18 protein-coding genes and 1 pseudogene are annotated in these 23,500 nt (G+C 69.9%); 8 read left to right on the top strand and 11 right to left on the bottom strand.

Translation table 11 applies throughout. From position 1 onward, the window contains the following. Window positions 1-84 precede the first annotated feature (84 nt). From E3O39_RS10180 to E3O39_RS10155, 6 genes and pseudogenes are all read left to right on the top strand, one after another. A complete protein-coding gene (locus E3O39_RS10180; protein WP_198413428.1) occupies window positions 85-813 on the top strand; it encodes an ABC transporter ATP-binding protein in 729 nt (242 codons plus the stop codon). Continuing rightward, window positions 803-1,747 (top strand): ABC transporter permease, encoded by a 945-nt coding sequence (locus E3O39_RS10175; RefSeq protein WP_134447563.1) that lies wholly within the window; start codon window positions 803-805, stop codon window positions 1,745-1,747. Before E3O39_RS10180 ends, E3O39_RS10175 begins: the two co-directional genes overlap by 11 nt. Further along, a pseudogene (gene cobA, locus E3O39_RS10170) lies at window positions 1,666-2,550 on the top strand (uroporphyrinogen-III C-methyltransferase); the annotation flags it as partial. The gene E3O39_RS10175 and the pseudogene cobA, both read left to right, overlap by 82 nt. Continuing rightward, window positions 2,547-3,950, top strand: a complete 1,404-nt coding sequence (locus tag E3O39_RS10165; RefSeq protein ID WP_134447559.1) for an FAD-dependent oxidoreductase — start codon at window positions 2,547-2,549, stop codon at window positions 3,948-3,950. The pseudogene cobA and the gene E3O39_RS10165, both read left to right, overlap by 4 nt. Further along, a complete protein-coding gene (fdxA, locus tag E3O39_RS10160) occupies window positions 3,947-4,264 on the top strand; it encodes a ferredoxin (protein ID WP_134447557.1) in 318 nt (105 codons plus the stop codon). The genes E3O39_RS10165 and fdxA overlap by 4 nt, the downstream gene beginning before the upstream one ends. A 46-nt stretch (window positions 4,265-4,310) precedes the next feature. Continuing rightward, window positions 4,311-4,700, top strand: a complete 390-nt coding sequence (locus E3O39_RS10155; protein WP_134447555.1) for a four-helix bundle copper-binding protein — start codon at window positions 4,311-4,313, stop codon at window positions 4,698-4,700. A gap of 43 nt (window positions 4,701-4,743) precedes the next feature. Here E3O39_RS10155 and smc read toward each other — a convergent pair whose 3' ends face one another. Further along, window positions 4,744-8,430, bottom strand: coding sequence for a chromosome segregation protein SMC (gene smc, locus E3O39_RS10150; RefSeq protein ID WP_134447553.1), 3,687 nt, complete (start codon window positions 8,428-8,430; stop codon window positions 4,744-4,746). Between the two features lie 126 nt (window positions 8,431-8,556). Here smc and E3O39_RS10145 point away from each other — a divergent pair, with 126 nt between their 5' ends. Beyond that, window positions 8,557-9,726, top strand: coding sequence for a GNAT family N-acetyltransferase (locus E3O39_RS10145; RefSeq protein WP_134447551.1), 1,170 nt, complete (start codon window positions 8,557-8,559; stop codon window positions 9,724-9,726). A gap of 16 nt (window positions 9,727-9,742) precedes the next feature. On the opposite strand, the gene mutM is transcribed toward E3O39_RS10145, so the two are convergent. From mutM to E3O39_RS10095, 10 genes are all read right to left on the bottom strand, one after another. After that, a complete protein-coding gene (gene mutM / locus E3O39_RS10140; RefSeq protein ID WP_134447549.1) occupies window positions 9,743-10,648 on the bottom strand; it encodes a bifunctional DNA-formamidopyrimidine glycosylase/DNA-(apurinic or apyrimidinic site) lyase in 906 nt (301 codons plus the stop codon). A 69-nt stretch (window positions 10,649-10,717) separates the two neighbouring features. Further along, window positions 10,718-11,407, bottom strand: coding sequence for a ribonuclease III (gene rnc, locus E3O39_RS10135; RefSeq protein WP_134448065.1), 690 nt, complete (start codon window positions 11,405-11,407; stop codon window positions 10,718-10,720). A 135-nt stretch (window positions 11,408-11,542) separates the two neighbouring features. After that, the gene (gene rpmF / locus E3O39_RS10130; RefSeq protein ID WP_134447547.1) at window positions 11,543-11,746 is read right to left on the bottom strand and encodes a 50S ribosomal protein L32; all 204 of its coding nucleotides are present in this window, start codon (window positions 11,744-11,746) and stop codon (window positions 11,543-11,545) included. A 2-nt stretch (window positions 11,747-11,748) separates the two neighbouring features. Beyond that, entirely contained in the window at window positions 11,749-12,324 is a 576-nt protein-coding gene (locus E3O39_RS10125) for a DUF177 domain-containing protein (RefSeq protein WP_134447545.1), read from the bottom strand. An 11-nt stretch (window positions 12,325-12,335) separates the two neighbouring features. Next, on the bottom strand, window positions 12,336-14,735 hold the full coding sequence (locus E3O39_RS10120; protein ID WP_166787312.1) for a DUF3488 and transglutaminase-like domain-containing protein: 2,400 nt from the start codon (window positions 14,733-14,735) through the stop codon (window positions 12,336-12,338). Continuing rightward, on the bottom strand, window positions 14,722-16,119 hold the full coding sequence (locus E3O39_RS10115; protein ID WP_134447542.1) for a DUF58 domain-containing protein: 1,398 nt from the start codon (window positions 16,117-16,119) through the stop codon (window positions 14,722-14,724). The genes E3O39_RS10120 and E3O39_RS10115 overlap by 14 nt, the downstream gene beginning before the upstream one ends. A gap of 98 nt (window positions 16,120-16,217) precedes the next feature. Next, on the bottom strand, window positions 16,218-17,177 hold the full coding sequence (locus E3O39_RS10110) for a MoxR family ATPase (protein ID WP_241985054.1): 960 nt from the start codon (window positions 17,175-17,177) through the stop codon (window positions 16,218-16,220). A 134-nt stretch (window positions 17,178-17,311) separates the two neighbouring features. Further along, complete coding sequence (gene coaD / locus E3O39_RS10105) at window positions 17,312-17,800, bottom strand: pantetheine-phosphate adenylyltransferase (protein ID WP_134447540.1); 489 nt, start codon at window positions 17,798-17,800, stop codon at window positions 17,312-17,314. A gap of 146 nt (window positions 17,801-17,946) precedes the next feature. Then, window positions 17,947-20,184, bottom strand: coding sequence for a cell wall-binding repeat-containing protein (locus E3O39_RS10100; protein ID WP_241985053.1), 2,238 nt, complete (start codon window positions 20,182-20,184; stop codon window positions 17,947-17,949). A 434-nt stretch (window positions 20,185-20,618) separates the two neighbouring features. Next, window positions 20,619-22,859: an ATP-dependent DNA helicase RecG gene (locus tag E3O39_RS10095; RefSeq protein ID WP_134447537.1), complete on the bottom strand. Its 2,241-nt coding sequence runs from the start codon at window positions 22,857-22,859 to the stop codon at window positions 20,619-20,621. Window positions 22,860-22,914: 55 nt separating this feature from the next. Here E3O39_RS10095 and rsmD point away from each other — a divergent pair, with 55 nt between their 5' ends. Further along, window positions 22,915-23,493, top strand: coding sequence for a 16S rRNA (guanine(966)-N(2))-methyltransferase RsmD (rsmD, locus tag E3O39_RS10090; RefSeq protein WP_134447536.1), 579 nt, complete (start codon window positions 22,915-22,917; stop codon window positions 23,491-23,493). Window positions 23,494-23,500: the final 7 nt, after the last annotated feature.

Genomic DNA, 23,500 nt, shown 5'->3' with positions numbered 1-23,500 from the left:
GGTTCAGGGAACCGGCCGCAGGGCATCAGCGTCAGCACAAACACCGCGCCTGCCGCGGTCGTCGCAGCGGACGTCGAGACCGCGATCCGGGTCGAGGGACTGTCCAAGCGGTTCGGCAAGGCCGGACCCGTGGTGCTCGACAACATCAACCTCACGATCAAGCCTGGCGAATTCGTCTGCCTGCTCGGCGCATCCGGATGCGGCAAGTCGACCCTGCTCAACATCATCGCCGGCCTCGAACACCCGTCGGAGGGCACCGTCACGGTCGCGAGCGGGAAGAGCGCCGTCATGTTCCAGGAGTCGGCCCTGTTCCCCTGGCTGACCGCGAGCCGCAACGTGGAACTCGCCCTCAAGCTGCGCGGGGTCCCGCGCGGCCGGCGTCGCGGCGAGGCACTCGAGCTCCTCGACCTGGTCAACCTCGCGGATGCCGCGAACAAGCGCCCGCACGAGCTCTCCGGGGGCATGCGGCAGCGTGTCGCCCTCGCCAGGTCACTCGCGCAGGACCGCAAGGTCCTGCTGATGGACGAGCCCTTCGCCGCCCTCGACGCGATCACCCGCGATCTGCTCCACGAGGAACTCGAACGGGTCTGGCATGAAACCGGCCGCACGATCGTGTTCGTCACGCACAACGTGCGCGAGGCCGCACGGCTCGGGCAGCGGGTGCTGCTGATGTCGAGCCGTCCCGGCCGGATCAGGAACGAGTGGCGCATCGAGGACAACGGTCCGCGCCGGATCGAATCCCCGGAGGTTTCCCGCCTCTCCATCGAGATCACCAACCACCTCCGAGAGGAGATCCGCCGTAATGCCGCCTGAGACCCGTTCCGAGACCATCACCCCCGGCTCCCTGGAGCCCGACGCCGCGTCCGGCTCCTCGGTGAGCACCCGGGCGGACTTCCGTACGCTCGAAGCCGGGCTCGACGCCCTGCAGACGTCCCCCCTCGTCGAGAAGGGCCCGTGGCGCCGGTTCGCCGACGGCGTCCTGCCGCCGGTCGTGCTCCTGCTCGCCCTCATCGCGGCGTGGCAGTTCTATATCGTGATCGCCAAGCCGCGCCCCGACCTCACTCCCGGTCCGCTCGACGTGCTCACCTCGATCACCGACCTCTGGTCGACCGGTCACCTGCAGACGGCTGTGGTCACGAGCCTCTCCCGCGGCGGGATCGGGTTCCTGATCGCCGTCGCGATCGGAACCCCGCTCGGCCTTCTCCTTGCGGAGTGGCGGCTGCTCCGCCGCGCGCTCGGACCGCTGCTCTCCGGGCTGCAGGTGCTTCCTTCCGTCGCCTGGGTGCCCGCTGCGATCCTCTGGTTTGGCCTGAGCGATGCGACCGTGTACTTCGTCGTGCTGATGGGCGCCGTCCCCTCGATCGCCAACGGGCTAGTCGCCGGCGTCGACCAGATCCCGCCGCAGCTGCGCCGCGTGGGCACCGTGCTCGGCGCGAACCGCTTCGAGATGGCCACCCTCGTCGTGCTGCCCGCCGCGATGCCCGGCTACCTCGCGGGCCTCAAGCAGGGCTGGGCCTTCTCCTGGCGGTCCCTGATGGCAGCGGAGATCATCGCCGTCGGCGGCTCGATCGGTTTCGGCCTCGGTTCGATGCTGCAGCAGAGCCGCGAGCTCGCCGACCTGCCCGGGGTGCTCGCGACGATCCTGGTGATCCTGTTCGTCGGCATCCTCGTCGAGCTCGTGCTCTTCGCCCCGGCAGAACGCCGGTTGCTCCGCCGCCGCGGCCTCTACCTGACGGCCGGCCGGTGAGCCCCGACACCGTGCGCCCCGGCACCGTGCACCTGGTCGGTGGCGGACCCGGCGATCCCGGCCTGATCACCGTGCTCGGCCGCCGGCTGCTCGACGAAGCGGATGTCGTCATCGCCGACCGGCTCGGCCCGCGCTCCCTGCTCGGCGAGCTCGATCCCGGCGTTCTCGTGATCGACGTCGGCAAGCTGCCCGGCCACCACCCTGTGCCCCAGGACGAGATCAACGCACTCCTCGTCGAGCACGCCCGTGCCGGCCGCCGGGTCGTGCGCCTCAAGGGCGGCGACCCGTACGTGCTCGGTCGCGGCGGCGAGGAAGCAGCGTACTGCCGCAGCAACGGTATCCCCGTCGAGGTCATCCCCGGCGTCACGAGCGCCATCTCGGTGCCTGCTGCGGCCGGCATCCCGGTCACCCATCGCGGGGTGGCGAACGGGTTCACCGTCGTGACGGGCCACGAGCTGCTTCCGTCCCTGCCAGGGGGCAGCGACCACACCGTCCTGCTCCTGATGGGCATCTCCGGCCTCGCCGCCTCCGCGGCGATGCTCGCGGACGGACCCCGCGGCGGAGACTGCCCGGTCGCCATCATCGAGGACGGCTACGGCTCGAACCAGCGGGTCACCTTCGGAAGTCTCGCAACCATCGCCGGACTCGCCGCCGAACGCGGCGTCCGCTCCCCCGCCGTCGTCGTGGTGGGGGACGTCGTCACCCTGAGCCCGCTCCACCCCCGGTACAGCAACCAGCTCGCGTCCGACGAACCCCGTTCCGGCCGGCTCATCCCAGAACCATCCCGAAAGGCTTTTTCATGACCCCCCATACTCTCCGCGTCGCCATCATCGGCGCCGGTCCCGCGGGAATCTACGCCGGCAACATCCTCGGCAAGGCCGTGCGCGACGCCGGCGGCACGATCGGCATCGACCTCTTCGACACCCTCCCCGCTCCATACGGCCTGATTCGATACGGCGTCGCCCCCGACCACCCGCGGATCAAGGGCATCGTCACAAGCCTGCACGAGATGCTCGATGCCGGCACCATCCGGTTCCTCGGCAACGTCGGCTACGGGACCGATCTGGGCCTGGACGACCTGCGGGCCCACTACCACGCAGTCATCTTCGCGACCGGGGCGATCCGCGACGCGAAGCTGCCGATCCCCGGCACCGAGCTGCCCGGCTGCTTCGGGGCCGCCGACTTCGTCTCCTGGTTCGACGGACACCCGGACGCCCCGCGCGACTGGCCGCTCGACGCCCACCAGGTCGCCGTGATCGGCAACGGCAACGTCGCCCTCGACGTCGCCAGGATGCTCGCAAAGCATGCGGACGACCTGCTGCCCACCGACATCCCCGAGAACGTCTATTCCGGCCTGGCCGCCTCGGCAGTCACCGACGTGCACATCTTCGGTCGACGCGGGCCTGCCCAGGTGAAGTTCACCCCGATCGAGCTCCGGGAGCTCGGCGCGGTGCCGGACGTCGACGTGATCGTCTACGAGGAGGACTTCCCGAGGGACGAGGCCTCCGAGCAGTTCCTCGCCGCGTCCAACAACCAGGTCAAGGTGATGAGCCGCACCCTGAACGGATGGCTCACGAAAGAACCGAGCGGGGCCTCGCGCCGCCTGCACCTGCATTTCCTGCATTCTCCCCTCGAGGTCTACGGCACCGAGAGTGTCGAAGGCATGCGCTTCGAGCGCACCGCGCCCGATCCCGCCAACCCCGGCGGTGTCACCGGGACAGGTGAGATCCTCGACTACCCGCTCCAGGCGGTCTACCGCGCCGTCGGTTACCGCGGCAGCCCCCTCGCCGAGGTGCCTTTCGACGAGACGCGCGGCGTGATCCCGAACGACGGCGGTCGGGTCCTCGACCCGGCCGCGCGGCCCATTCCCGGCCTGTACGCCACCGGCTGGATCAAGCGTGGCCCCGTCGGCCTGATCGGCCACACCAAGAGCGACGCGCTCGAGACCGTCACGCGGCTCGTCGAAGACCTCGGCAACGGCCTCCTGCCGGAGCCGGTCGAAGACGACGCGGACGCGATCCTGGCCGTGCTCTCCGCCCGCGGCATCCGCTTCACCGAATGGGACGGCTGGCTCGTGCTCGATGCCCACGAACGTGCCCTCGGAGCCGCGGACGGCTCGGCGGCCGATCGTGAGCGGGTCAAGGTCGTTCCGCGGGACGAGCAGGTCGACATCAGCCGGTCCGTGGAACTCGTCGCCTCGTGACGTACGTCATCGCGCTGCCGTGCGTGGATGTCAAGGACCGCGCCTGCGTCGACGAGTGCCCGGTCGACTGCATCTATGAAGGCGAACGGTCCCTGTACATTCACCCCGACGAATGTGTCGACTGCGGTGCCTGCGAGCCGGTCTGCCCGGTCGAGGCGGTCTACTACGAAGACGACCTTCCCGAGCAGTGGAGCGAGTATTACCGCGCGAACGTGGACTTCTTCGAGGAGATCGGGTCGCCGGGAGGCGCGGCCAAGACCGGTGTGCTGACGTTCGACCACCCGCTGATCGCGGCGCTGCCCCCGCAGGCCTGACCGGGCGCCACCGACCGGGCGCCACCGACCGGGCTACAGTGGTGGCATGTTCGGTGGCGGGTTCGGTGGGAGCGAGTTCAACGCGCTCTCGGCACGGACCGCGGCGTGCGTCGCCGCCTGCGACGCGCTCATCGCCGCGAGCGAGGACTGCGCTGACGCCTGCCTGGCCCAGTCCGGCGACGGCGATGTCACCGCGTGCTTCCTCGCCGACCTCGACTGCATCGAAATCTGCACCACGACGAGCCGGGTGCTGTCCTGGCACACCCGGACAGACGGGACGACCGCCGCCTCCATGCTCGACACCTGCATGGAGGCGTGCCGCTCCTCGTCCATCGCCTGCGAGCGGATGCTGCAGCACCGGCCGGACTGGACGAGCTGCGCCCCCGAGTGCCGCAGGGTCACCGACGCCTGTGCGGAGGTACTCGCCCTGCTGTGACCCGGCCGTGACGCGGGGGCCACTGTCCCGGCCTGTCCGCGGTTCAGGACGCCCGTTCCTCCTCGCGCACGATCCGCTGGCCGACGACCGCCGATACCCCGTCCTGGCGCATCGAGACACCGTAGAGGGCGTCGGCGATTTCCATCGTGCGTTTCTGATGCGTGATGATGATGAGCTGGCTGGCCTCGCGGAGGCCCTGGAAGATCGTGAGCAGCCGGCCGAGGTTGGCGTCGTCGAGGGCAGCCTCGACCTCGTCCATGATGTAGAACGGGCTCGGGCGGGCCTTGAAGATCGCGATCAGCAGCGCGACTGCGGCGAGGGAACGCTCCCCGCCGGACAGCAGTGAGAGCCGCTCGATCTTCTTTCCTGCCGGCTTGACGCTGATCTCGATGCCGGTCGTGAGCAGGTCGTCGGGATCGGTCAGGCGGATGCTGCCAGACCCGCCGGGGAACAGGACGGGGAAGACCTCGGCGAAGGCCAGGCGGGTGTCCTCGAAGGCGCTTCCGAAGATGGCGCCCATCGTGACGTCGAGGTCGTCGATGATCGTCAGCAGGTCGGCCCGGGTGTTGGTCAGGTCGGTGAGCTGCTCGGTGAGGAATTTGTGCCGCTGCTCGAGCGCGGCGAATTCCTCGAGGGCGAGCGGGTTGATCCTGCCGAGTTGGGCGAACCGGCGCTCGGCGGAGGCGTGGCGGCGCTGCTGCTGCTCGCGGTCGTAGGCCACCGGCTCGCCATCCGGGTCGTCATCGGGCGGCACCGGCTGGTCCGGACCGTATTCCGCAACGAGGATATCTTCGACGAGGCCCAGTTCGCTGCCGGCGCGTTCGAGGAGGCCGGAGAGGTGCAGCTTCTTCTCGTAGATCTGCAGTTCGAGGCCGTGCACGCTCTCGGTCACGGCCTGCAGTCGGCTGCGGAGGGCACCGTCCTCGCGGCGCAGGGCCGCGAGTTCCTCATTCTGGCTCAGGCGCTCGGCCTCGGCGGTGGCGAGGCGGAGGCGTGCCTCGCTGACGGAGACGTCGACCGCGGCGAGCACGGCGGGGAGCGCTTCGGCGACGCGGGTCGCGGCATCCACCTGGCGACGGCGGATGACCGCACGCCGGGCGGCGGCCTCGGCTGCGGCCTGGTCGCGCTCGAACTGCCTCGCGAGGCCTGCGGCGCGGGCCTCACCCGAGCGCACGCGCTCGCGCGCGGTCTCGACGCGGAGCCGCGCCTCGACCTCGTGTTCGCGCGCAGCTTCGAGTTCGGCGTGGAGCGCGTCACGAACCGAAACGTCGAGGATCGGGCGGGGGCGGGACAGCAGGGTGACGAGACCGGCCTTGGTGCGCTCGGCCTCTGCTTCCGCACCGGCGACGGCCTGTTCGGCGACAAGGACGCCGGCGGAGATGCGCTCGAGCTCCGCCGTTGCGGCCTCGAGCCGCACCGTTGCCCGGTTCGTCTTCTCTGCCTGGGCCGCGAGGCGGGCGTCGAAGGCGCGAAGCGCGGCGAGCGCCGCGACGGACTGGTCCTTGCCGAGGCGGAGCAGGCTGCGCTGCTCAGCGAGGTCGCCGCTGACCTGCTCGATGCGGGATCGGACTTCGCCGAGACGGTCTGCCGCGGTCTCGCGGTCCGCGACGAGTTCGAGCTTGCTGCGCCGGGCCCCGGATCCGCCGCGGAGCACGAACTCGCTCAGCACGTCGCCGGCCCGGGTGATGATCGTCAGCGGAATGCTCGCCGCGCGGGGGCCGGTGGCAGCCGTCCCCGGGGTGGAATGGCCGGACGTGAGCAGGTCTGCCGCGGCCAGGGCGGAGTCGAGGTCTTCGGCGATGACGGTGTTCTCGAGGAGTCCGAGGACACCGGCAGGGGCATCGAGGACCGAGGCGGCCCAGACCAGGCCTGCCCGTTCGGCGAGGCTCGGGCGTGCGTGCGCGCCCGACGCGCGCAAATCGGGGGTTCCGCCGGCAGCATCAGCTGGGGCGCCGTCAGCGTCGGGAGTCGCTGGCGTGGCGAGGATGAGCTCGACCCGGCCGAGGTCGTCCGCCCTGACCCGGTCGAGTGCGGCGAAGCCGGCTGCGCTGTCATCCGCGAGCACGGCATCGGCGAGGGAGCCGAGCGCGGCGGCGATCGCCGCCTCGTAACCGGGATGCACCCGCACGTGTTCTGCGACGAGCCCGCGGATGCCGTCCAGCCGGGCGCCGAGGAGGGCTGAGGATCCGTCCTTCTGGTCGAGGGCCAGGGACAGGGCGCTCGCGCGCGCGGCGAGGGCGTCACGTTCGCGTTCGAGGAGGTGGAGTTCTTCGCGGAGGCGTTCGACTTCGCCCTCCGCGGCGGACACGACGGCCTGGGCCGCCTCGTAGTCTTCGGACAGCCGGGTGTTCCCGTCGGCCGCGCCGGTGTCGCCCGGATCGCCGTTCACCGCGCCGGTCCCTGCGTTCTCCGCGTTCGCCTGCTCGGTCTCCGCTTCCAGGGTGGCGAGGAGGGCCTCTGCTTCCTGCACGCGTCCGGCCGCGGCATTCCGGGTGTTCTGTTGGCGGAGCACGTCGCTGCGGACAGAGGCGAGGCGGGAGGCGGCGGTTTCGGCCTGGCCGCGCAGCTTGGACGCTTCGAGGTCGTGGCGGGAGATGAGCGCGGTCTGTGCGGCGATGTCCTCGTCGACGGCGTCGAGATCGCGGCGCGCGGTCGACGTGGCCGCCCGCGCGGCGGCCCAGGCGGACTCGGCGACGGCGATGCGTTCGGTGAGCCGCACGATCTCCGCCGCGGCGTCCGTGAGCATCGCCGGGGTCACACTCGGGCCGGCGTCGACCGATTCGGACTGGGAACCGAGAAGGGCGAGGCGCTGGTTCGCGAGCGTGTACAGCCCGCGGAGGCGTTCCTGCACGGATTCGAGGCCGAAGCTCGTGCGCCGGGCGGCGTCGACGGCGTCGCCGATCTGGGCCTCCTCGAGGCGGTGCAGGCGCAACTGCTTCTGGTCGAGCTGTTCCTGGAGCACGATGCGTTCGGAGTGCCGTTCGCTCTCGCTGCGGCCGTGGGCGTCGAGGGTCCTGCGCAGGCCGACGACGTCGTCGGCGAGCAGGCGGGCGCGGGCATCACGCACGACGGCGGCGATGGTCTGGGCCTCGCGGGCGATCTCGGCCTGGCGCCCGAGCGGCTTGAGCTGGCGGCGGATCTCCCCGGCGAGGTCGCTCAGCCGGGTCAGGTTGGCCTGCATCGCGTCGAGCTTGCGCAGGGTCTTCTCCTTGCGGCGGCGGTGCTTGAGGATTCCGGCGGCCTCCTCGATGAAACCGCGCCGGTCCTCTGGGCTTGCGCGCAGGACCGCGTCAAGCTGGCCCTGGCCGACGATCACGTGCATCTCCCGCCCGAGGCCGGAGTCGCTCAGGAGCTCCTGCACGTCGAGCAGCCGGCAGCCCTGGCCGTTGATCGCGTACTCGCTTCCGCCGTTGCGGAACAGGGTGCGCGAGATGGTGACCTCGGTGTAGTCGATCGGCAACGCGCCATCCGTGTTGTCGATCGTGAGCGTCACCTCGGCGCGGCCGAGCGGGCCCTTCGTCGAGGTGCCCGCGAAGATGACGTCTTCCATCTTGCCGCCGCGGAGCGTCTTGACGCCCTGCTCCCCCATCACCCAGGCGAGAGCGTCGACGACGTTGGACTTGCCGGAGCCGTTCGGGCCGACGACGCAGGTGACGCCGGGCTCGAAAGCGAAGGTCGTGGGCTGCGCGAACGATTTGAACCCCTTGAGGGTGAGGCTCTTCAAGTACACCGTTGCGCCCTTCCCGTGAGTAGATATCGGCTCTCCCACGGTACCGGACGCAGCCTCCCGGGCCCGAGAGGCGCGGCGCTGCCCGCGGGGGTTTCGGCAGTGCCGACCGGACGCTACTCTGCCTGCATGGACGACCTCGTGCCCAGGATCGAGGAGCTCTCGATCCCGGAGGAGCCGGGTGCAGAGGGCTGGGACGACTTCGTCGCCGCCGCCGAGGTGCACAACACGGTCGAAGCGGATGCCTACGGGACCCACGAGCTGTCCGTGACGGCGGAGGAGGCACTCCCGGAGTGGCTCGACCAGGATTGGGAGCCGAGGAGGCTGTTCGTGGTGCGGGCCGCGGACGGTTCAGCTCCTGCCGGCGGGAGCGACGAGGCTGCGGCTGACGCCCCGGCGGACGACCCCGCCGCGGCCGACGTGATCCACGTCGTCGCGCGCGGTGTGTGTGAGTTTCAGGGCCCCGGCTCGGAGACTGCGTGGCTTCGCGCCGATGTCCTGCCGGGATACCGCAACCGCGGCATCGGTACCGCCCTGTTCGCGTTGCTCGAGTCGGTCGCCGAGGCCGACGGGTGCGTGAATCAGATCGTCTACGCGGCCTCGCCGGACTCACCGGGCGAACGCCTGGTCGCCCCGACCGGTTTCGGCTCACTGCCGTTGCGGAACCCCGAGGTGCGCTTCCTGCTCCGGCGCGGCTACCGTCTCGAGCAGGTCGAGCGAGGCAACCGCCTCGCACTTCCCTACGACCGCGAGCGGCTGGACCGGCTGCTGCGCGCGGCAGAGAAGCGCGCGGGAAAGGAATACGAGATCATTCAGTGGGACGGCTTCACGCCGATCCGGTGGCAGCCGGACATGGCGATGCTCTACGAAAGAATGAGCACGGATGCTCCCACCGCCGGCCTCGAGGAACCCGCAGAGTCCTGGCCCCTCCATCGGTTCCTCGACAGGCAGGCCCGGCTCGCGGACGGACCACGGACCGTCTACACCACAGCCGTCGTGCACCGCCCGTCCCGCGCACTGGTCGGGTTCACCGAACTCTCCGTTCCCGCTGAGACCGACAGGCCGGTCAACCAGGAGGACACCCTCGTGGTGCGGGAACATCGCGGGCACCGGCTCGGCCTGCTGCTCAAGGCCTGGAACCTGGAGAGCATCCTCCGGAACGAGCCAGGACATCCGTCGGTGATCACCTTCAACGCGGAGGAGAACCGGCACATGCTCGACATCAACGAGGAGCTCGGCTTCCTGCCGATCGGCTACGAGGGCGCCTGGCGGCGGCGCACGCCCCTTACGGACGCGTGAACCCTGGTTGACTCGGTCAGTGGAGGCGCTGGCAGACCGGGCAGAGGTGCGAGGACCTGTTCATGAACTGCTCGCGCACGAGGAGGGTTCCGCACCGCGGGCACGCGGTGCCCTGCCTGCCGTAGACGGCGAGGCTGTGCGAGAAGTAACCGGACTGGCCGTTGACGTTCACATACTGCGCATCGAAGCTCGTGCCGCCCTCGGCGAGGGCGCGCATCAGCACCGTGCGCACGGCGTCGAGCAACCGGATGCCTTCGGTGCGTGACAGGGACGACGCCGGCTGCTCGTAGTGCAGTCCGGCCGCGAACAGGGCTTCGTCGGCGTAGATGTTCCCGATGCCGCTGACCCAGGTCTGGTCGAGCAGCACCCGCTTGATCCCTGAGCCGCGCCGGGCCAGGGCGGCGAGGGCGGCATCCGTTCCGAAGTCGGGGTCGATGAGGTCGCGGGCGATGTGGGCGACCTGGTCGGGGATCAGCCCGCTCCACGCACCCGTGCCCGCCCCGGCATACCCTCCTGGCAGTCCGTCGCCGGTGGGCTGCATCCGGTCTATCGCCATGCTGCCGAAGATCCGCTGGTCGGCGAAGTTGAGCCACAGTTCCCCGTGGTCGGGGTGTTCGAGGTGCAGGCGGATGCGCAACTGACGGTCTGCCTCCGAGCCCGGTTCCCGGAGCAGGACCTGGCCGCTCATGCCGAGGTGGATCACGAGGGCGCGTCCGGTGTCGATCGGCAGCCAGAGGAATTTGCCGCGGCGGACGGCGCCGAGCAGGCGATGCCCCTCGAGCTGCGGGGCGAACGGGCCGGTCAGGGGGTCGTGCCTGCGGAGGGAGCGTGGCTCGAAAACCTCAACGGCGGTGACGCGAGCACCGGTCACGGCGGGTTCGACGCCCGCGCGCACCACCTCGACCTCAGGAAGTTCTGGCAAGGAAGCGTCCAGACGATGGTGGCGGTGCCGTCGGATGCGCGGGAATGAGTCGAGCGGACAACGGCCAGGTCAGCGCGGGACGAGCCGGTTCCACGCCTCGAGGGCGGCGGCCATCTCGGCGTGCTTCTTGCTGGTGCCTTCTCCCGTTGCGACGACGATGCCGACGGTCACGGTCGCGATGAACACCTTGGAGTGGTCGGGGCCGCTCTCGGCGATCGCATAGACGGGTACGCCGGCGTCGAGCCGGGCCGCCGCTTCCTGCAGGCTCGTCTTCGGATCCATCGAGACTCCGAAGTGACCAGGGTCGTTGAGCATCGGCGCGATCAGCCGCAGCACGAAAGCCGTGGCGGCGTCCGGACCCGTGTCGAGGTAGACGGCACCGATGAGCGCCTCGACGGTGTCGGCGAGGATCGATGACTTGTCACGACCACCCGTGAGGATCTCGCCCCGCCCGAGCCGAACGTAGGCGCCGAGGCCGAGGCCCCTGGCGATTTCAGCGAGGGCGACACTCGAGACCAGGCTGGCCCGGCGCTTGGCCAGGTCGCCCTCGTCGAGCAGCGGATACGTGCGGTAGAGCATGACCGTGACGGCCTGGCCCAGGATCGAGTCGCCGAGGAATTCCAGGCGCTCGTTCGTGGGCACTCCGCCGTTCTCGTACGCGAAGGACCGATGGGTGAGCGCCAGCCGAAGCAGGCTCTCGTCGATCTGCACGCCGAGCGCGGACACGAGGGCCGAGGGGTCGGCTTCCGCGCCGGTCATCGGGTGACCGGCTGCGGCGTGCCCGGTCATACGGCGACCGCCCCGACGGTACCGCGACGCGACGAGCGGATGTTCCGGGTCAGAAGACGCGGCATCCGTCGGAGGAGCGGTACCTGGGGCGTGTACATCGCCGAATTAAATGTCGGCGACCTTGCGGCCCTTGTATTCCATGAACATCGCGGTTCCGGCGGTGTCGGTGACGACCTTGGCGCGGTGCGGGAGGCTGTAGACGACCTTGCCGTTTTCCATGGTCTTGACCAGGGTGGGGGCTTCGGCCTTCCAGCAGGAACGACGTGAGCGGGTGTTGGAGCGTGATTGCTTGCGCTTCGGGACTGCCATGACTACTTCTCTTCTCTTCTATCCGTTTCAGCGCGGATGTCTTCATCCGTGCCGATGCTTTCGGAAGCCTGGAAATTCACAAGCGCTGCCCACCGGGGATCGCGCATCTGTTCTGGTTCGAATTCAGGGGAAACGGCAAGCCGCTGCCCGGTCTCGGGGTCGAGACCCGGGCAATCCTGCCGGCAGACCGGCTGGAAAGGCAGTGACAGAACCACTGCATCCCTGATGAGCGGTTCAAGATCCACATGGTCCTCGACAACCGCACACTCATAAGCTTCATCAAGAGAGTACGCGAAAACCTCGTGAAACTCGACTCGGACAGGCAAGTCGATGTCAATCAGGCATCTTCCGCACTCGCCGGACGCGATTCCGGAGATCTGCGCGGACACCAGAAGGCTCTCGTGCAGGGTTTCGAGGCGGATGTTGACGTCGAGCGTCGACCCGGCCTTGACGGCAACGAGTCCCTCGCCGAGGTCGTCGGGAACGATGAGGTCGATGTGGCGCTCACGCATGGTGCCGGGGCGGTTGATGAGGTCACGCACGTCGACCTTGTACGGGGTCTTCTGAAACTTGGTCACGGGGGGAGATTCTACGCGTCCGTGACGGGTGCGCGCCCCCGTTCGCCGAGGAAGAGCCATAGGGACGCGGGAAGGAGGCGCGCACGCCAGCGCACAGCCGTGCTCGCACCCATGCTGATCCTCGTCGAGACCGTGTCGAGGTCGCCGAGGAGCGCCGGTTGCGGCGCCCCGGCGACCGGGCGGCCGTACCGGTGTCGCTCGGCCGCGGCCAGCAACCGGGCAAGTGCTGCACCGGCTGCCGCCCCACCGGTGCCCGTGAGGCCGGGCAGGGCGCCGATCCGCGCCGCGAATTCCCGGGGCGTCTCCGTGGCGCGCACGCTGACCCCGAAGTCGACGGCCGTGTCGACGAGCTCCCGCCAGGCATCGGCGCCCCCTGCCGTGCCCCTGGCGAGGTCCCTGCGCCGTCGTCTGCTCCGAAGCAGGCGGATGCCACCCGGAGCGGCGAGTACGACGACGAGCGCTCCGAGGATGAGCGCAACGCGTCCGGGCGTGCCTGCATCGTTCCCGGGCGTCTTCGCGGCTCCGCTTCCCGTCGACAGGGCCTGGCCGGGGTCGTCGAACGGGCGCGGCGCGGACGACGGCACACCGGCCACCGTGCCGCCGAGTGGGGTGGACTGACCGGCCGGCTGGGTGTAGCTCGGAACGGTCCCGCGCCCGGGGGTGGGTTCGAACGGCAACCAGCCGATGCCGGTGAAGTACAGCTCCGGCCACGAGTGCAGGTCATGGGCGTCGACGTTGAAACGGTCCCTGCCCTCGATGAAGTCCGAGGAGCGGGAACCGGGCAGATAGCCGATCGCGATGCGCGCCGGGATGCCGAGCGACCGGGCCATCACCGCCATCGCGGAGGCGAAATGCACGCAGTAACCGCGCTTGACCTCGAGGAAGGTACCGACAACGTCGACCCCGCCGCCGTCGTAGCCGTCCTCGACCGGTGCGGTGGTGTCGTAGGTGAATTCGCTCCCCCGCAGGTACTCCTGCAGGGCGACGGCAGCGTCATACGGGGTCGTCGTTCCCGATGTCACCGCGCGCGCGGTCTGTTCGATGATCAGGGGGCTGCTCCGGGGCAGGCGAAGGCTCGACTCGACGCTGACCGGGTACCGGCCCGTCGCCGCGCGAAGCTGCTCGGGAGTGGGCTCGAGGGCGAGCGAGGTGACGGTGTATTCCTGGCCCCGGGTGCTGCTGTTCGTGCTCGCAATCGTCCCGGTGGGCCCGTTCCAGTACCAGTCGCCGACGAGCCCGGATACCTTCGTGGCCGCGCCAGGGGTGGGCAGCCAGGCCGAGGCGACCCCGTCGATGACGACCTGGGTGGACTCCTCCGTCGTGGCGACCTGGGCGGAGAGCCCCGGCGGCCGGTCGATTGCGTCGACGGTGTTCCCGGTGTTGGTCGGCTCGAGGCGGGCGGTCCAGCTCGGCCCGACGAACCGGTCCAGGGTGAGCAGCTTGAGGTAGGGCGGCTGAGCGGCACTCGTCCGGTAGTGCAGCGCGGCGCCGGCCTGCGAACTCCGGAGATCCTGCCCGAGGTTGACCATGGCGCTCACGCCGTCGCCGAAGAGCAGCGGTCCGGTGGCCCGGCCGCCGACGCGCCCGTCGCCGGGCAGGTTGGGAACCGCGATGCTGAGCACGAGCGCTGTGATGATGCCGAGCCCGCCGATCAGGAAGGCCCCGGTGACGGACCAGCTCCGCCCGGCAGGCCCACGAGAGCCGGCGATCCCGATGCCCTCGCCCGTTCCCGCTGTGACCCCGCCGCGCCGGCCGAGGACGTCGATCCGCAGCAGCAGCAGGAATGCCGCGGCCGTGAGCACGAGGGTCAGTTTCTCCGCACCGTTGTCGAGGATGAGGCCGGGGACGCCGACAGGCACCAGTACGGGCAGCCCAGCGAGCGCCGGCGCCCGCAGGGTGATCGCGAGGGCGTCCATCAGCACGGCGATCACACCGGCCCCGATGCAGAGCAGGAACAGGATGCCGGTCACGGGATCGGCCGGGGTGCCCTGGGACTGCACCGAGGCGATCCCCGATTCGACGAGGGTACGGAACCGGTCGATCGTATCGCCGGTCGGCACGAGCCAGAGCAGCCCTGTTCCGCCGCCGAAGAGCAGGGTGACGCTCCCGACGATCACGCCGGCACCGGCGAGTGGGACGACCCAGGGCCTGGGGCCGAGCGAGCGGATGCCCGCGGAGACGACGAAGACGGCTCCCGCTTCGACCGCCATCAGACACCACCAGCCGGTGCCCTGCAGGAGAGGACCCAGCGCGGTCATCCCGACGAGCAGGAGCAGCGCGAGCGCACCGGTCACGGGCCAGCGGGAGCCGGAGGAGCGCTTCCCTGTTCTCCGGCCACCAGGCGTTTCCGGTGACGGCGACGGCCTGGCCGTCATCGTCTGCTCTGGCAGGATCCGTTCACGCAGGCTCATGCAGCGCCCCTCTCCCGCCGACGGAGTCGAGCCATGCCTCGGGCAGTGCGATAGCCGAACGCACCGGTATGCACCGCCAGCCGGCCTCCCTGAGCCGCTCAGAGGCATCCGTCGGCACAGGTTCGAGTACGAATGCAATCGCCGGCCGGGCACTTGCCGCGAGCGCGGCGAGAACGGCGAGGTCGAGGGCTGCCCCGGCGCCGAGTACAGCGAAGGTCGGAAGCGCCCCGCGGGGGACGCGTGAGCGCGGGGGCGCGAGGGGCCCATTGGGTTCGCCGGTGCCGGCGTCCCTGGCTTCAGCAGGGACCTGGAGGATGCCCGCGAGGTCCTCGAGCAGGTGCGAAATGCCGCCTGATCCGCGATAGGAGACCGGATCTCCCGACCCGGCCGTACCTCCCGCACCGTTCCCGGCCACGGGAGAGCCGCCGAGCCCGGTCGCGCCGAGCGGGGCGGCATCGGTTGCGGCCGTGGCACCGTTCGAGGCACGGCCGAGCCGGGCAGTTCCGAGTTGGGCAGGGCCGAGCTCGACGACATCGACCCGGTAACCGGCTGCGAGCAGGTGCGTGCAGACGGATGCCGCCACTTCCACCCCGAGCTCGAACGCACTCGCTCGCCGCGCCCGGTCGACCTCGCGAGCGCCCGATTCGGCGGGCGCGAGCGTGTCGAGCACGAACCGCACCCCTGAGTCGCTCCGGTGTTCCTCCTGCCGCACCATGATCTCGCCGTGGCGTGCGGTGGCCGGCCAATTCACCCGGCGCAGCGAATCCCCTGGCCGGTACTCGCGAGCGATCAGCTCGTCCGAATTCTGGTTGAGCAGTCGCTGCCGTTCGAGGGCTTCTCCCCCACCGAGCATGCTCGCGTGCCCCCGGCCGGGAAGGGGCGTCACCCGGGGAGTCACGACCAGTTCATGCCGGCCGCCGACCGCCCAGCGCGCCATCACCAGTCCGAACGGGTCGGACCGGGCGAGCACGACCGGCCCGTACTCGTACCGTCCCCGCGCGTGCGGTGCGAGCGGGAACTCGAGGCGCACGGTCCGGGCTGCCGCGTCAGGGCCCTCGCCGAAACCGTCCCAGCCGCCGCTGCGGCCCCACGCGCCGCCGAGCCCGGAGAGCGGCGGCAACGGGAGATCCCTGGGCATCGGTGTCGTTCCCATCGGGCCGGTCTCGCGCCAGCGCACCCCGGAAAGCGGCTGCACCCCGACGTTCTCGACGGTGAGCAGCTCAGTCGTCTGCCCGCCCGCGGAGACGAGGTTGGGGCGGAAGTCACGGCCGACGCGCACCCGGACGGGTCGGAGGGCCACCGACAGCCCGGCGACGATCGGCACCGAGACCAGCAGGAGGGCGATGAACAGCAGGTCCCGCCGGTTCTCCGAGAATGACACCACCGTCAGCACCGCTCCCCCGCTGAGGAAGGCGCCACCCCGGAGGGTGAGCCGGGGAAACCGAACCGGCCGCGAGGGAGGTCGCCGCGCAGACATGGCGGCTACGGGCGACCGGAGGCGCCGAGCGGCACCGGGGTCGCCGCGAGGATCCGGCGCACGATGTCCTCGAGCAGCGGGCTCGAGTCCTGATGCTGGTGCCCGAGCACCCGGCTGCTCGCCACCAGCCGGTGGCCGAGGACGGCGACGGCAAGCGCATCGATGTCGTCGGGGAGCACGAAGTCACGGCCCTGCAGAGCGGATTGCGCCTTGGCGGCACGGATGAGCTGCAGGGTTGCCCGCGGGCTCGCACCGAGGCGGAGGTCCTTGTCCGAACGGGTGGCCCGCACGATGTCGACGGCGTACTGCTTGACGGCGCTGGAGGCGAAGACACCGCGGGCCGCCGTCATCATGGCCCGCAACTGGGCGCCGGTGACGACGGCGTCGATTCCGGCGAGCGGGCTCGAGGTGTCTCGGGATTCGAGCATCGCGAGCTCGGAGGTCGTGTCGGGGTAGCCCATCGAGATCCGGGCCATGAAACGGTCCCGCTGGGCCTCGGGGAGGGCGTATGTGCCCTCCATCTCGATCGGATTCTGGGTCGCGACGACCGTGAACGGGAGCGGAAGGAGGTAGGTCGCTCCGTCGACGGTGACCTGGCGTTCCTCCATGCACTCGAGGAGGGCCGACTGGGTCTTCGGGCTCGCCCGGTTGATCTCGTCGCCGATCACGATGTTCGCGAAGATGGCCCCCGGCTTGAACTCGAACCTGCGGTCGACCTGGTTGAAGACGCTCACGCCCGTGACGTCGGAAGGGAGCAGGTCCGGTGTGAACTGGATGCGGCTGACCGAGCAGTCGACTGAGCGGGCGAGGGCCTTGGCCAGCATGGTCTTGCCGACGCCGGGCACGTCCTCGATGAGGAGGTGGCCCTCGGCGAGGAGCACGGTCAGGGCCGTGACGACGGCGGGGTGCTTGCCTGCGATGACCGTTTCGACGTTGCGGACGATGGCCCGGCCGGCCTCGGCCACGAGGTCGAGGTCGAGGTCTGCGTCGGGCGGGGGGTCCGCCCCCGGCGCGGCCGCCGGTACCGGTCGGATGCCCGGGGCGCGCTGCGTCGGGACGCCCGCGGGGACATCCGTTGTCGCGCCGGCGGGCGGGGCGGTCACACGGGTGCCTTTTGCAGGTACTGCGCGACGACGCGGGGCACGTATGGCGAGATGTCGCCGCCGAGCGCGGCGACCTGTCGCACGAGGGAGCTGGACACGTGGGCATTCGCAGGGTCAGGCAGCATGAAGATGGTCTCGACGCCCGCGAGGTTGCGGTTCACGATCGCCATCGGTGTCTCGTATGCGACGTCGACCTGGGAACGGATGCCCTTGATGAGCACGCTTGCCCCGACCTCGAGGCAGTAGTCGACGAGCAGTCCCATGCTCCAGGACGCGACGATGATGGTGTCCGGGAGGCCGGCGTCTGCGATCGCCCGCTGCAGAAGGGAGACGCGCTGGCTGATCGGCAGGAGGGCCGTCTTGTCGGGGTTGTGCACGACGAGCACGTGCACTTCATCGAAGAGGCCCGCCGCCCGTTCGATCACGTCGAGGTGACCCAGGGTGACGGGGTCGAATGAACCAGGGACAACGGCGATCCTGCGCATACGCAATACCCTAACGCGCGAGCACGTCTCGCGCCTCCCCGGGCGGCACACTCTCGGCATTCGCCCTGCTGGGAGGCCAAATTCGCCGGCCAGCGATCGCGCGCGAAAGGCCAGGCGGAGTCTCCCGCCTGGCCTTCGTGCGCGATCTAGCCGACCAGGGCCAGCGACTGGGCCATGACCGCGTCGGACACCGCGAGGTTTCCGCCGAGAATCACGATCCGGCCCGGCTTCAACCGGGCGAGCTCCGCCGCGATGACGGCGGGAATGCCGTTGGGCTGGACGAGGAGCACCGGTCCCTGGTTCACGCCGGCGGCACCTGCACCGGACAATGCATCCTGGTAAGTCTCGCCCGTGGCCAGATAGACCACCGGCACACCCGGTGTCGGGAACGTCCCAGCGGAGATCGCGGCCGACGTGCCATAGGCATCCTGACCCCACAACCGCGTCGTCGGCGCGATCCCGGAGAGGCTCGCGAAGACACCATCCGAGACAGCCAGATTGCCGCCGAGCACCACGATCCTGGCCGGCTTCAACCGGGCAAGCTCTGCCGCGATGACACCCGGGATCCCATTGGGCTGGACGAGCAGCACCGGACCCTTGTTCACCCCGGCAGCACCGGCACCGGACAATGCATCCTGGTACGTCTCACCCGTCGCAACGTACGCGACCGGCACACCCGGCGTCGGGAACGTCCCAGCGGAGATCGCGGCCGACGTGCCATAGGCATCCTGACCCCACAACCGCGTGGCCGTCGCCGCGGCGGGCGCAGCCACTGCGGCGCTCGCGACGCTCGTCGCGGAAACCGCGGGAAGGCCGGTGGCCGTGCCGGTGACCGTCACGGTGACGGTCTTCCCCTGGTCGGCGAGGACGGGTGTATACGTCACGGCTGTTGCACCGGGAACGGCGACCCCTCCAATCGACCACTGGTAGGTGAAAACGATCGGAACCGGGGTCCAGGCTCCGGGAACGGCGGTGAGGACCTGTCGGACCGCGGCAACACCTGTGATGGTCGGGACGGCCGGCGTCACGAGGGTCGCAGGGGCCCCGACGGTGTCGTACAGGGCGTAGTCGTCAGTCACGAGCGTGCCGTTGCTGATCAGGTTGAGTCCGAAGCTGATCCCGGTGACGCCGGCAGGCACGACCGGCGTCGTCCAGGCCACCTGGGTGTACGCGGTCGCCGCGTTATACAACGGGCCAGAGGTCTGGTAGATCCAGCCACCGTCCGCGTTGCGATAGTAGAGGTCGAATTGGGTGGGCACGGTCGATTTGTACCAGGCTCTCAGGGAATAGGTGTGACCGGGGGTCGCCGTCGGTGCACAGGTTCCGAGGTCCTGCATCAGGGCGAGTTTCGCATCGCCGCTGGTCAGGCCCGTCACCACGAGCTGTTCTGCTTTCGTACCGGTATGCGCTTCTGCGGCTGTGGTGAGCGTCGTGAATGTCGCGGTGCTCACTCCAAACCCGCCCTGCTGCCAGCACTCCGGCGGCAGCGTGGTTCCGGCCGGCGGCACCACCGTGCTCGCCGTCTCGAGGCTGGGGTTCAGCACGCCGTTCTCACCGGCGGCCGGAGCTGCCCGGAAGCTGTTCGTGGACGCCACCAGAGGCTTCCCCGTTCCGCCGAGGACCTCGTGAACGGTTTTGACGATCGTGTTGGTGGTTGAAAGGGGGGATGTGGGCGTGCGGACCTTGAGCCAGTCGACGAACTGCTGGAAGAGCGTTGGCGTGATGGTCAGGTTCAGCGGGTCGCACACCCCCGGTGCGGTGTCGCAGACGTGGTGGAAGGTCAGCTGGACCCAGCCTCCGCCGTGGGTCTCGGCATCCGTCACGGTCTTCTGCAGGGTGGCGAGGGTCCAGGTCGAGTCGACTTCCTCGGGAGCCCGGGTCTGGAACGCGTCGGCCGGCGGAATCGTCTCGGCGAACACACCGGTCGTGCCGCCGACGTCGCCGAGCATGCGTCCGCTGTTGAAGCCGCACGCACTCACGGCCGCCGCGACTGCGGGGCTCACGGTCGCGAACGGGTAGGCGAAGTCCGTCGTGGTCTTGAATCCCCAGTCGTCGAGGGTATTCCGGCCCTGGCAGATCTGCTTGGTGACCTCGGCGGCGGGCAGGGTCGTCAGGTCGGGGTGGCTCACGGTGTGGCCCCCGATCTCGTGCCCGCTTGCTGCCATCGCGGTCAGTTGCGGGACGGTCAGATAGTTGGATGCGCCGATCCAGCCGGTCGTGATGAAGAAGGTTCCCTTAAGTCCCGCCGCGTCGAGGATCGAAACGGCCGCACTCTGGTCGGCGTCGCCGTCGTCGAACGTGAGGCTCACGACGGTCACCGGGTCGGTGGTCGCGGCCTGGGACGGGAGGGCCGTCCCCAGAACGGAACCGAGGGACAGCAGCATCACGGACGCTGTTCCGAAGGCGCGCCACCTGGGCCGCCGCCGGAGGGGACTACGCAAGGTCACTCGCAGCGAGTCGCTTGTGTAAGCGGGTTCGGACTGGGACATGTCAACTTCCGTTCGGGCGTCGGGAATCGAATGGTGGGCGAGTGCGTGGGCCGGGTGTGTTCCAGCGCTGTGTGGTCGACGATTCCCGGTGGACGGCACCCGGGTCGATGAAGCTCTTCACCGAGCCCGGATAGACTCCCAAATCGTCCCCGATCGCGCTGGTGCGCAACCCGGGGGAAGGACCTGTTTGATTGTTGAGGCACCGTAGCACCGCGCTCGCGGGACGGGATAGGCCGGGAATCACCCCCACTTCGCGGGTCGCCGGGTGCCCGAAACGACCCAGACCGGTGGCGATGGCGTCGGCCAGGTCTCATTCGGCGGCGCGGAGTTCAGCCCTTGGTGAGCGAGGCCCGTTCCGCGTCGTCGAGTCGCCGGCGCACCGCATCGCGCAGGGCAGGCACGCTCGCGAACTCGGGGTCATCCGCCGCGAGCTCCTGTGCGTGGGTGCGCGCCTCGAGGATGAGTTCGCCGTCGGTCGCGACCCGGAGCAGCCGCAGCGAGGAACGCCCGCCGGACTGCGTGCTGCCGAGCACATCGCCTTCCCTGCGCAGCTCGAGGTCGATCTCGGCGAGCTCGAAACCGTCGAGGGTTGCGGCGACGGCCTCGACCCTCGACCGGGCGAGAGAGTCGACTTCCGCACGGGTGACGAGCAGGCAGAGCCCCGGCACCCCGCCGCGGCCGACCCTCCCGCGCAACTGGTGGAGCTGCGAGACGCCGAACCTGTCGGAGTCGAGCACCACCATCACCGAAGCGTTCGGCACGTCGACGCCGACCTCGATCACCGTGGTGGCCACGAGCACATCGATCTGGCCCGCGGCGAAGGCGAGCATGGTCTGGTCCTTCTGGTCCGCGGTCATCCGGCCGTGCAGCGGTTCGATCCTGGCCGCTGCGAGCTCCGGCCGGGAGCGCAACCTCTCGAGCACGACCTCGACGGATTCCGGGGGCACGGCCGGCGCGGCGTCGGCGGCGCCCTTCTCTGTCGCCGGCTGTTCGAATTCCTCGCCCTCCTCAAGTTCCTTCGGCGCGATCGCAGGGCACACGACGAAACCCTGCCGGCCGAGGGCGAGCTCCTCGGCCAGCCTGGTCCAGACGCGCGAGAAGGTCTGCGGCTTTTCGGCGAGCGCCACAACATAGGTCTGGATGCCCTGCCTGCCTGCCGGGAGCATCGCGATCGTCGACACGTCGAGGTCGCCGAAGACCGTCATGGCCACCGTGCGCGGGATCGGTGTCGCCGTCAGCACGAGGAGGTGTGGTGGCACAGCACCCTTGAGGCGGAGTGCCTCCCGCTGATCGACGCCGAAGCGGTGCTGTTCGTCGATGACCACGAGTCCGAGGTCGAAGAACGACACCGATTCGGCCAGGAGGGCGTGCGTGCCGATCACGATCCTGGCCTGGCCGGAGACCGCTCGCAGCAACGCCTTGCGTCGAAGGGCGACGGGCAGTTTGCCGGTCAGCAGCACGGGCACAAGTTCTGCGGCCAGGTCGGGGCCGAGGATCTGCACGATCGACCGCAGATGCTGGGCCGCGAGCACCTCCGTCGGCGCAAGCAGGGCGGCCTGCCCCCCGGTGTCGGCGACGGCGAGCATCGCCCGCAGCGCGACGAGCGTCTTGCCTGAACCGACCTCGCCCTGCAGGAGCCGGTTCATCGGTGCGGTGTCGGCGAGGTCCCTCGCGATCTCGGCGCCGACGGTCAGCTGGTCGCCGGTGAGGGTGAACGGAAGGCGGGCGTCGAAGCGTTCGAGGTACCCGCCGGGGACGGGCACCCGTGCGGTCGACTTCGTCGCCCTGGCGGCGTTTCGCTGCTGCACGAGCGCGCTCTGCAGCACGAATGCCTCGGTGAACCGAAGGGTGTCGCGGGCCCTGATCCAGTCGGCGTCGACGGCGGGTTGGTGGATGAGCTCGAGGGCCTTCCGGTGCGGCAGCAGGCCGCGTTCGGAGCGGAGCGCAGGCGGGAGCGGGTCCTCGACGGGGCCGAGGTGCTTGAGTATCTTTCCGACGATCGTCTGGAAGTCCCAGCTCGCGACCGCGGCGGTCGCCGGGTAGACCGGGACGGGCTCGACGAGCCAGGCCTCGCCTTCCGTGGGAATCTCGTGTTCCTGTTCCTCGTCGCTCCCGGCGACGAAGAGCTTGTAGTGCGGATGCGCCAGCTGCAGCTGGTTCTTGAACGAGGTGACCTTGCCGGTGAACATGCCGCGGGTGCCCGGTGCGAGCAGCTTCTCGCGCCAGGCCTGGTTGAAGAACGTGAGGGTGAGGATGCCGCGGCCGTCGGAGATCTTGACGGTCGTGATCGAGCCCTTGCGGGTCTTCATGTCGTGGGTGGAGATCGAACGCACCTCGGCGAAGATCGTGACCTGTTCGTCGAGCGGCAGTTCGCTGATCGCGCTGAGCTCTCCGCGCCTGGCGTAGCGGCGAGGGTAATGACTGAGCAGGTCGCCGACGGTGCGCATGTCGAACGCCTTGGCGAGCGATTTCGCTTCGGCGGCCGTTATCGTTCCGTGTGCCGTGAGCGGGGTATCCAGGGTCAGGGCGCCGGTGAGCTTCTCGCCGTCCGCCGCGGTCGCATCCGTCATCCTTCGATCGTAGGCGCGGCCGCCGACACTGCGGTCCGGCTAGGCTCGAACGGACATGACGCGCATCATCTCCGGGTTCGCCGGTTCCCTGCCCCTCGCTGTTCCCAAGTCGGGCACACGCCCCACGAGCGACCGGGTGCGCGAGGCGATCTTCTCCGCCCTCGACGCCCGTGACATCATCCGGGGCGCCCGGGTGCTCGACCTCTACGCGGGCTCCGGTTCCCTCGGGCTCGAGGCCGCGAGCAGGGGTGCCCGCATCGTGACCCTTGTCGAGAACAGCTACGGGGCCGCTCAGATGTGCCGGAAGAACACCGACGCGGTGCTCAAGGCCGCCCCGAAGAAGGACGCCCCGTCGATCCGCGTCTCCGCGCAGGCCGTGCAGTCATTCCTCGCGGCGACGGGCGACGGGTTCGAACTCGTCTTCCTCGACCCGCCGTATGAGCTCTCCGACGTCGAACTCGGGCACAACCTGCTCGCCCTGACCCCCCTGCTCGACCCGGACGCCCTCGTCGTCGTCGAGCGCAGCTCCCGCTCCCCCGAGCCGTCCTGGGGTCCTGGCCTCGCTTCCGAGCGCCGCAAGGACTACGGCGACACGACCGTCTGGTACGCCGCCCCGGTGCTCGCCGGCCCGTAGCCGCCGC

The organism is Cryobacterium sp. MDB2-A-1, assembly GCF_004402675.1.
GTDB classification, from domain to species: domain Bacteria; phylum Actinomycetota; class Actinomycetes; order Actinomycetales; family Microbacteriaceae; genus Cryobacterium; species Cryobacterium glucosi.
Note: the sequence above shows the minus strand (reverse complement) of the source record. Positions and strands in the feature narration are given on the sequence as shown.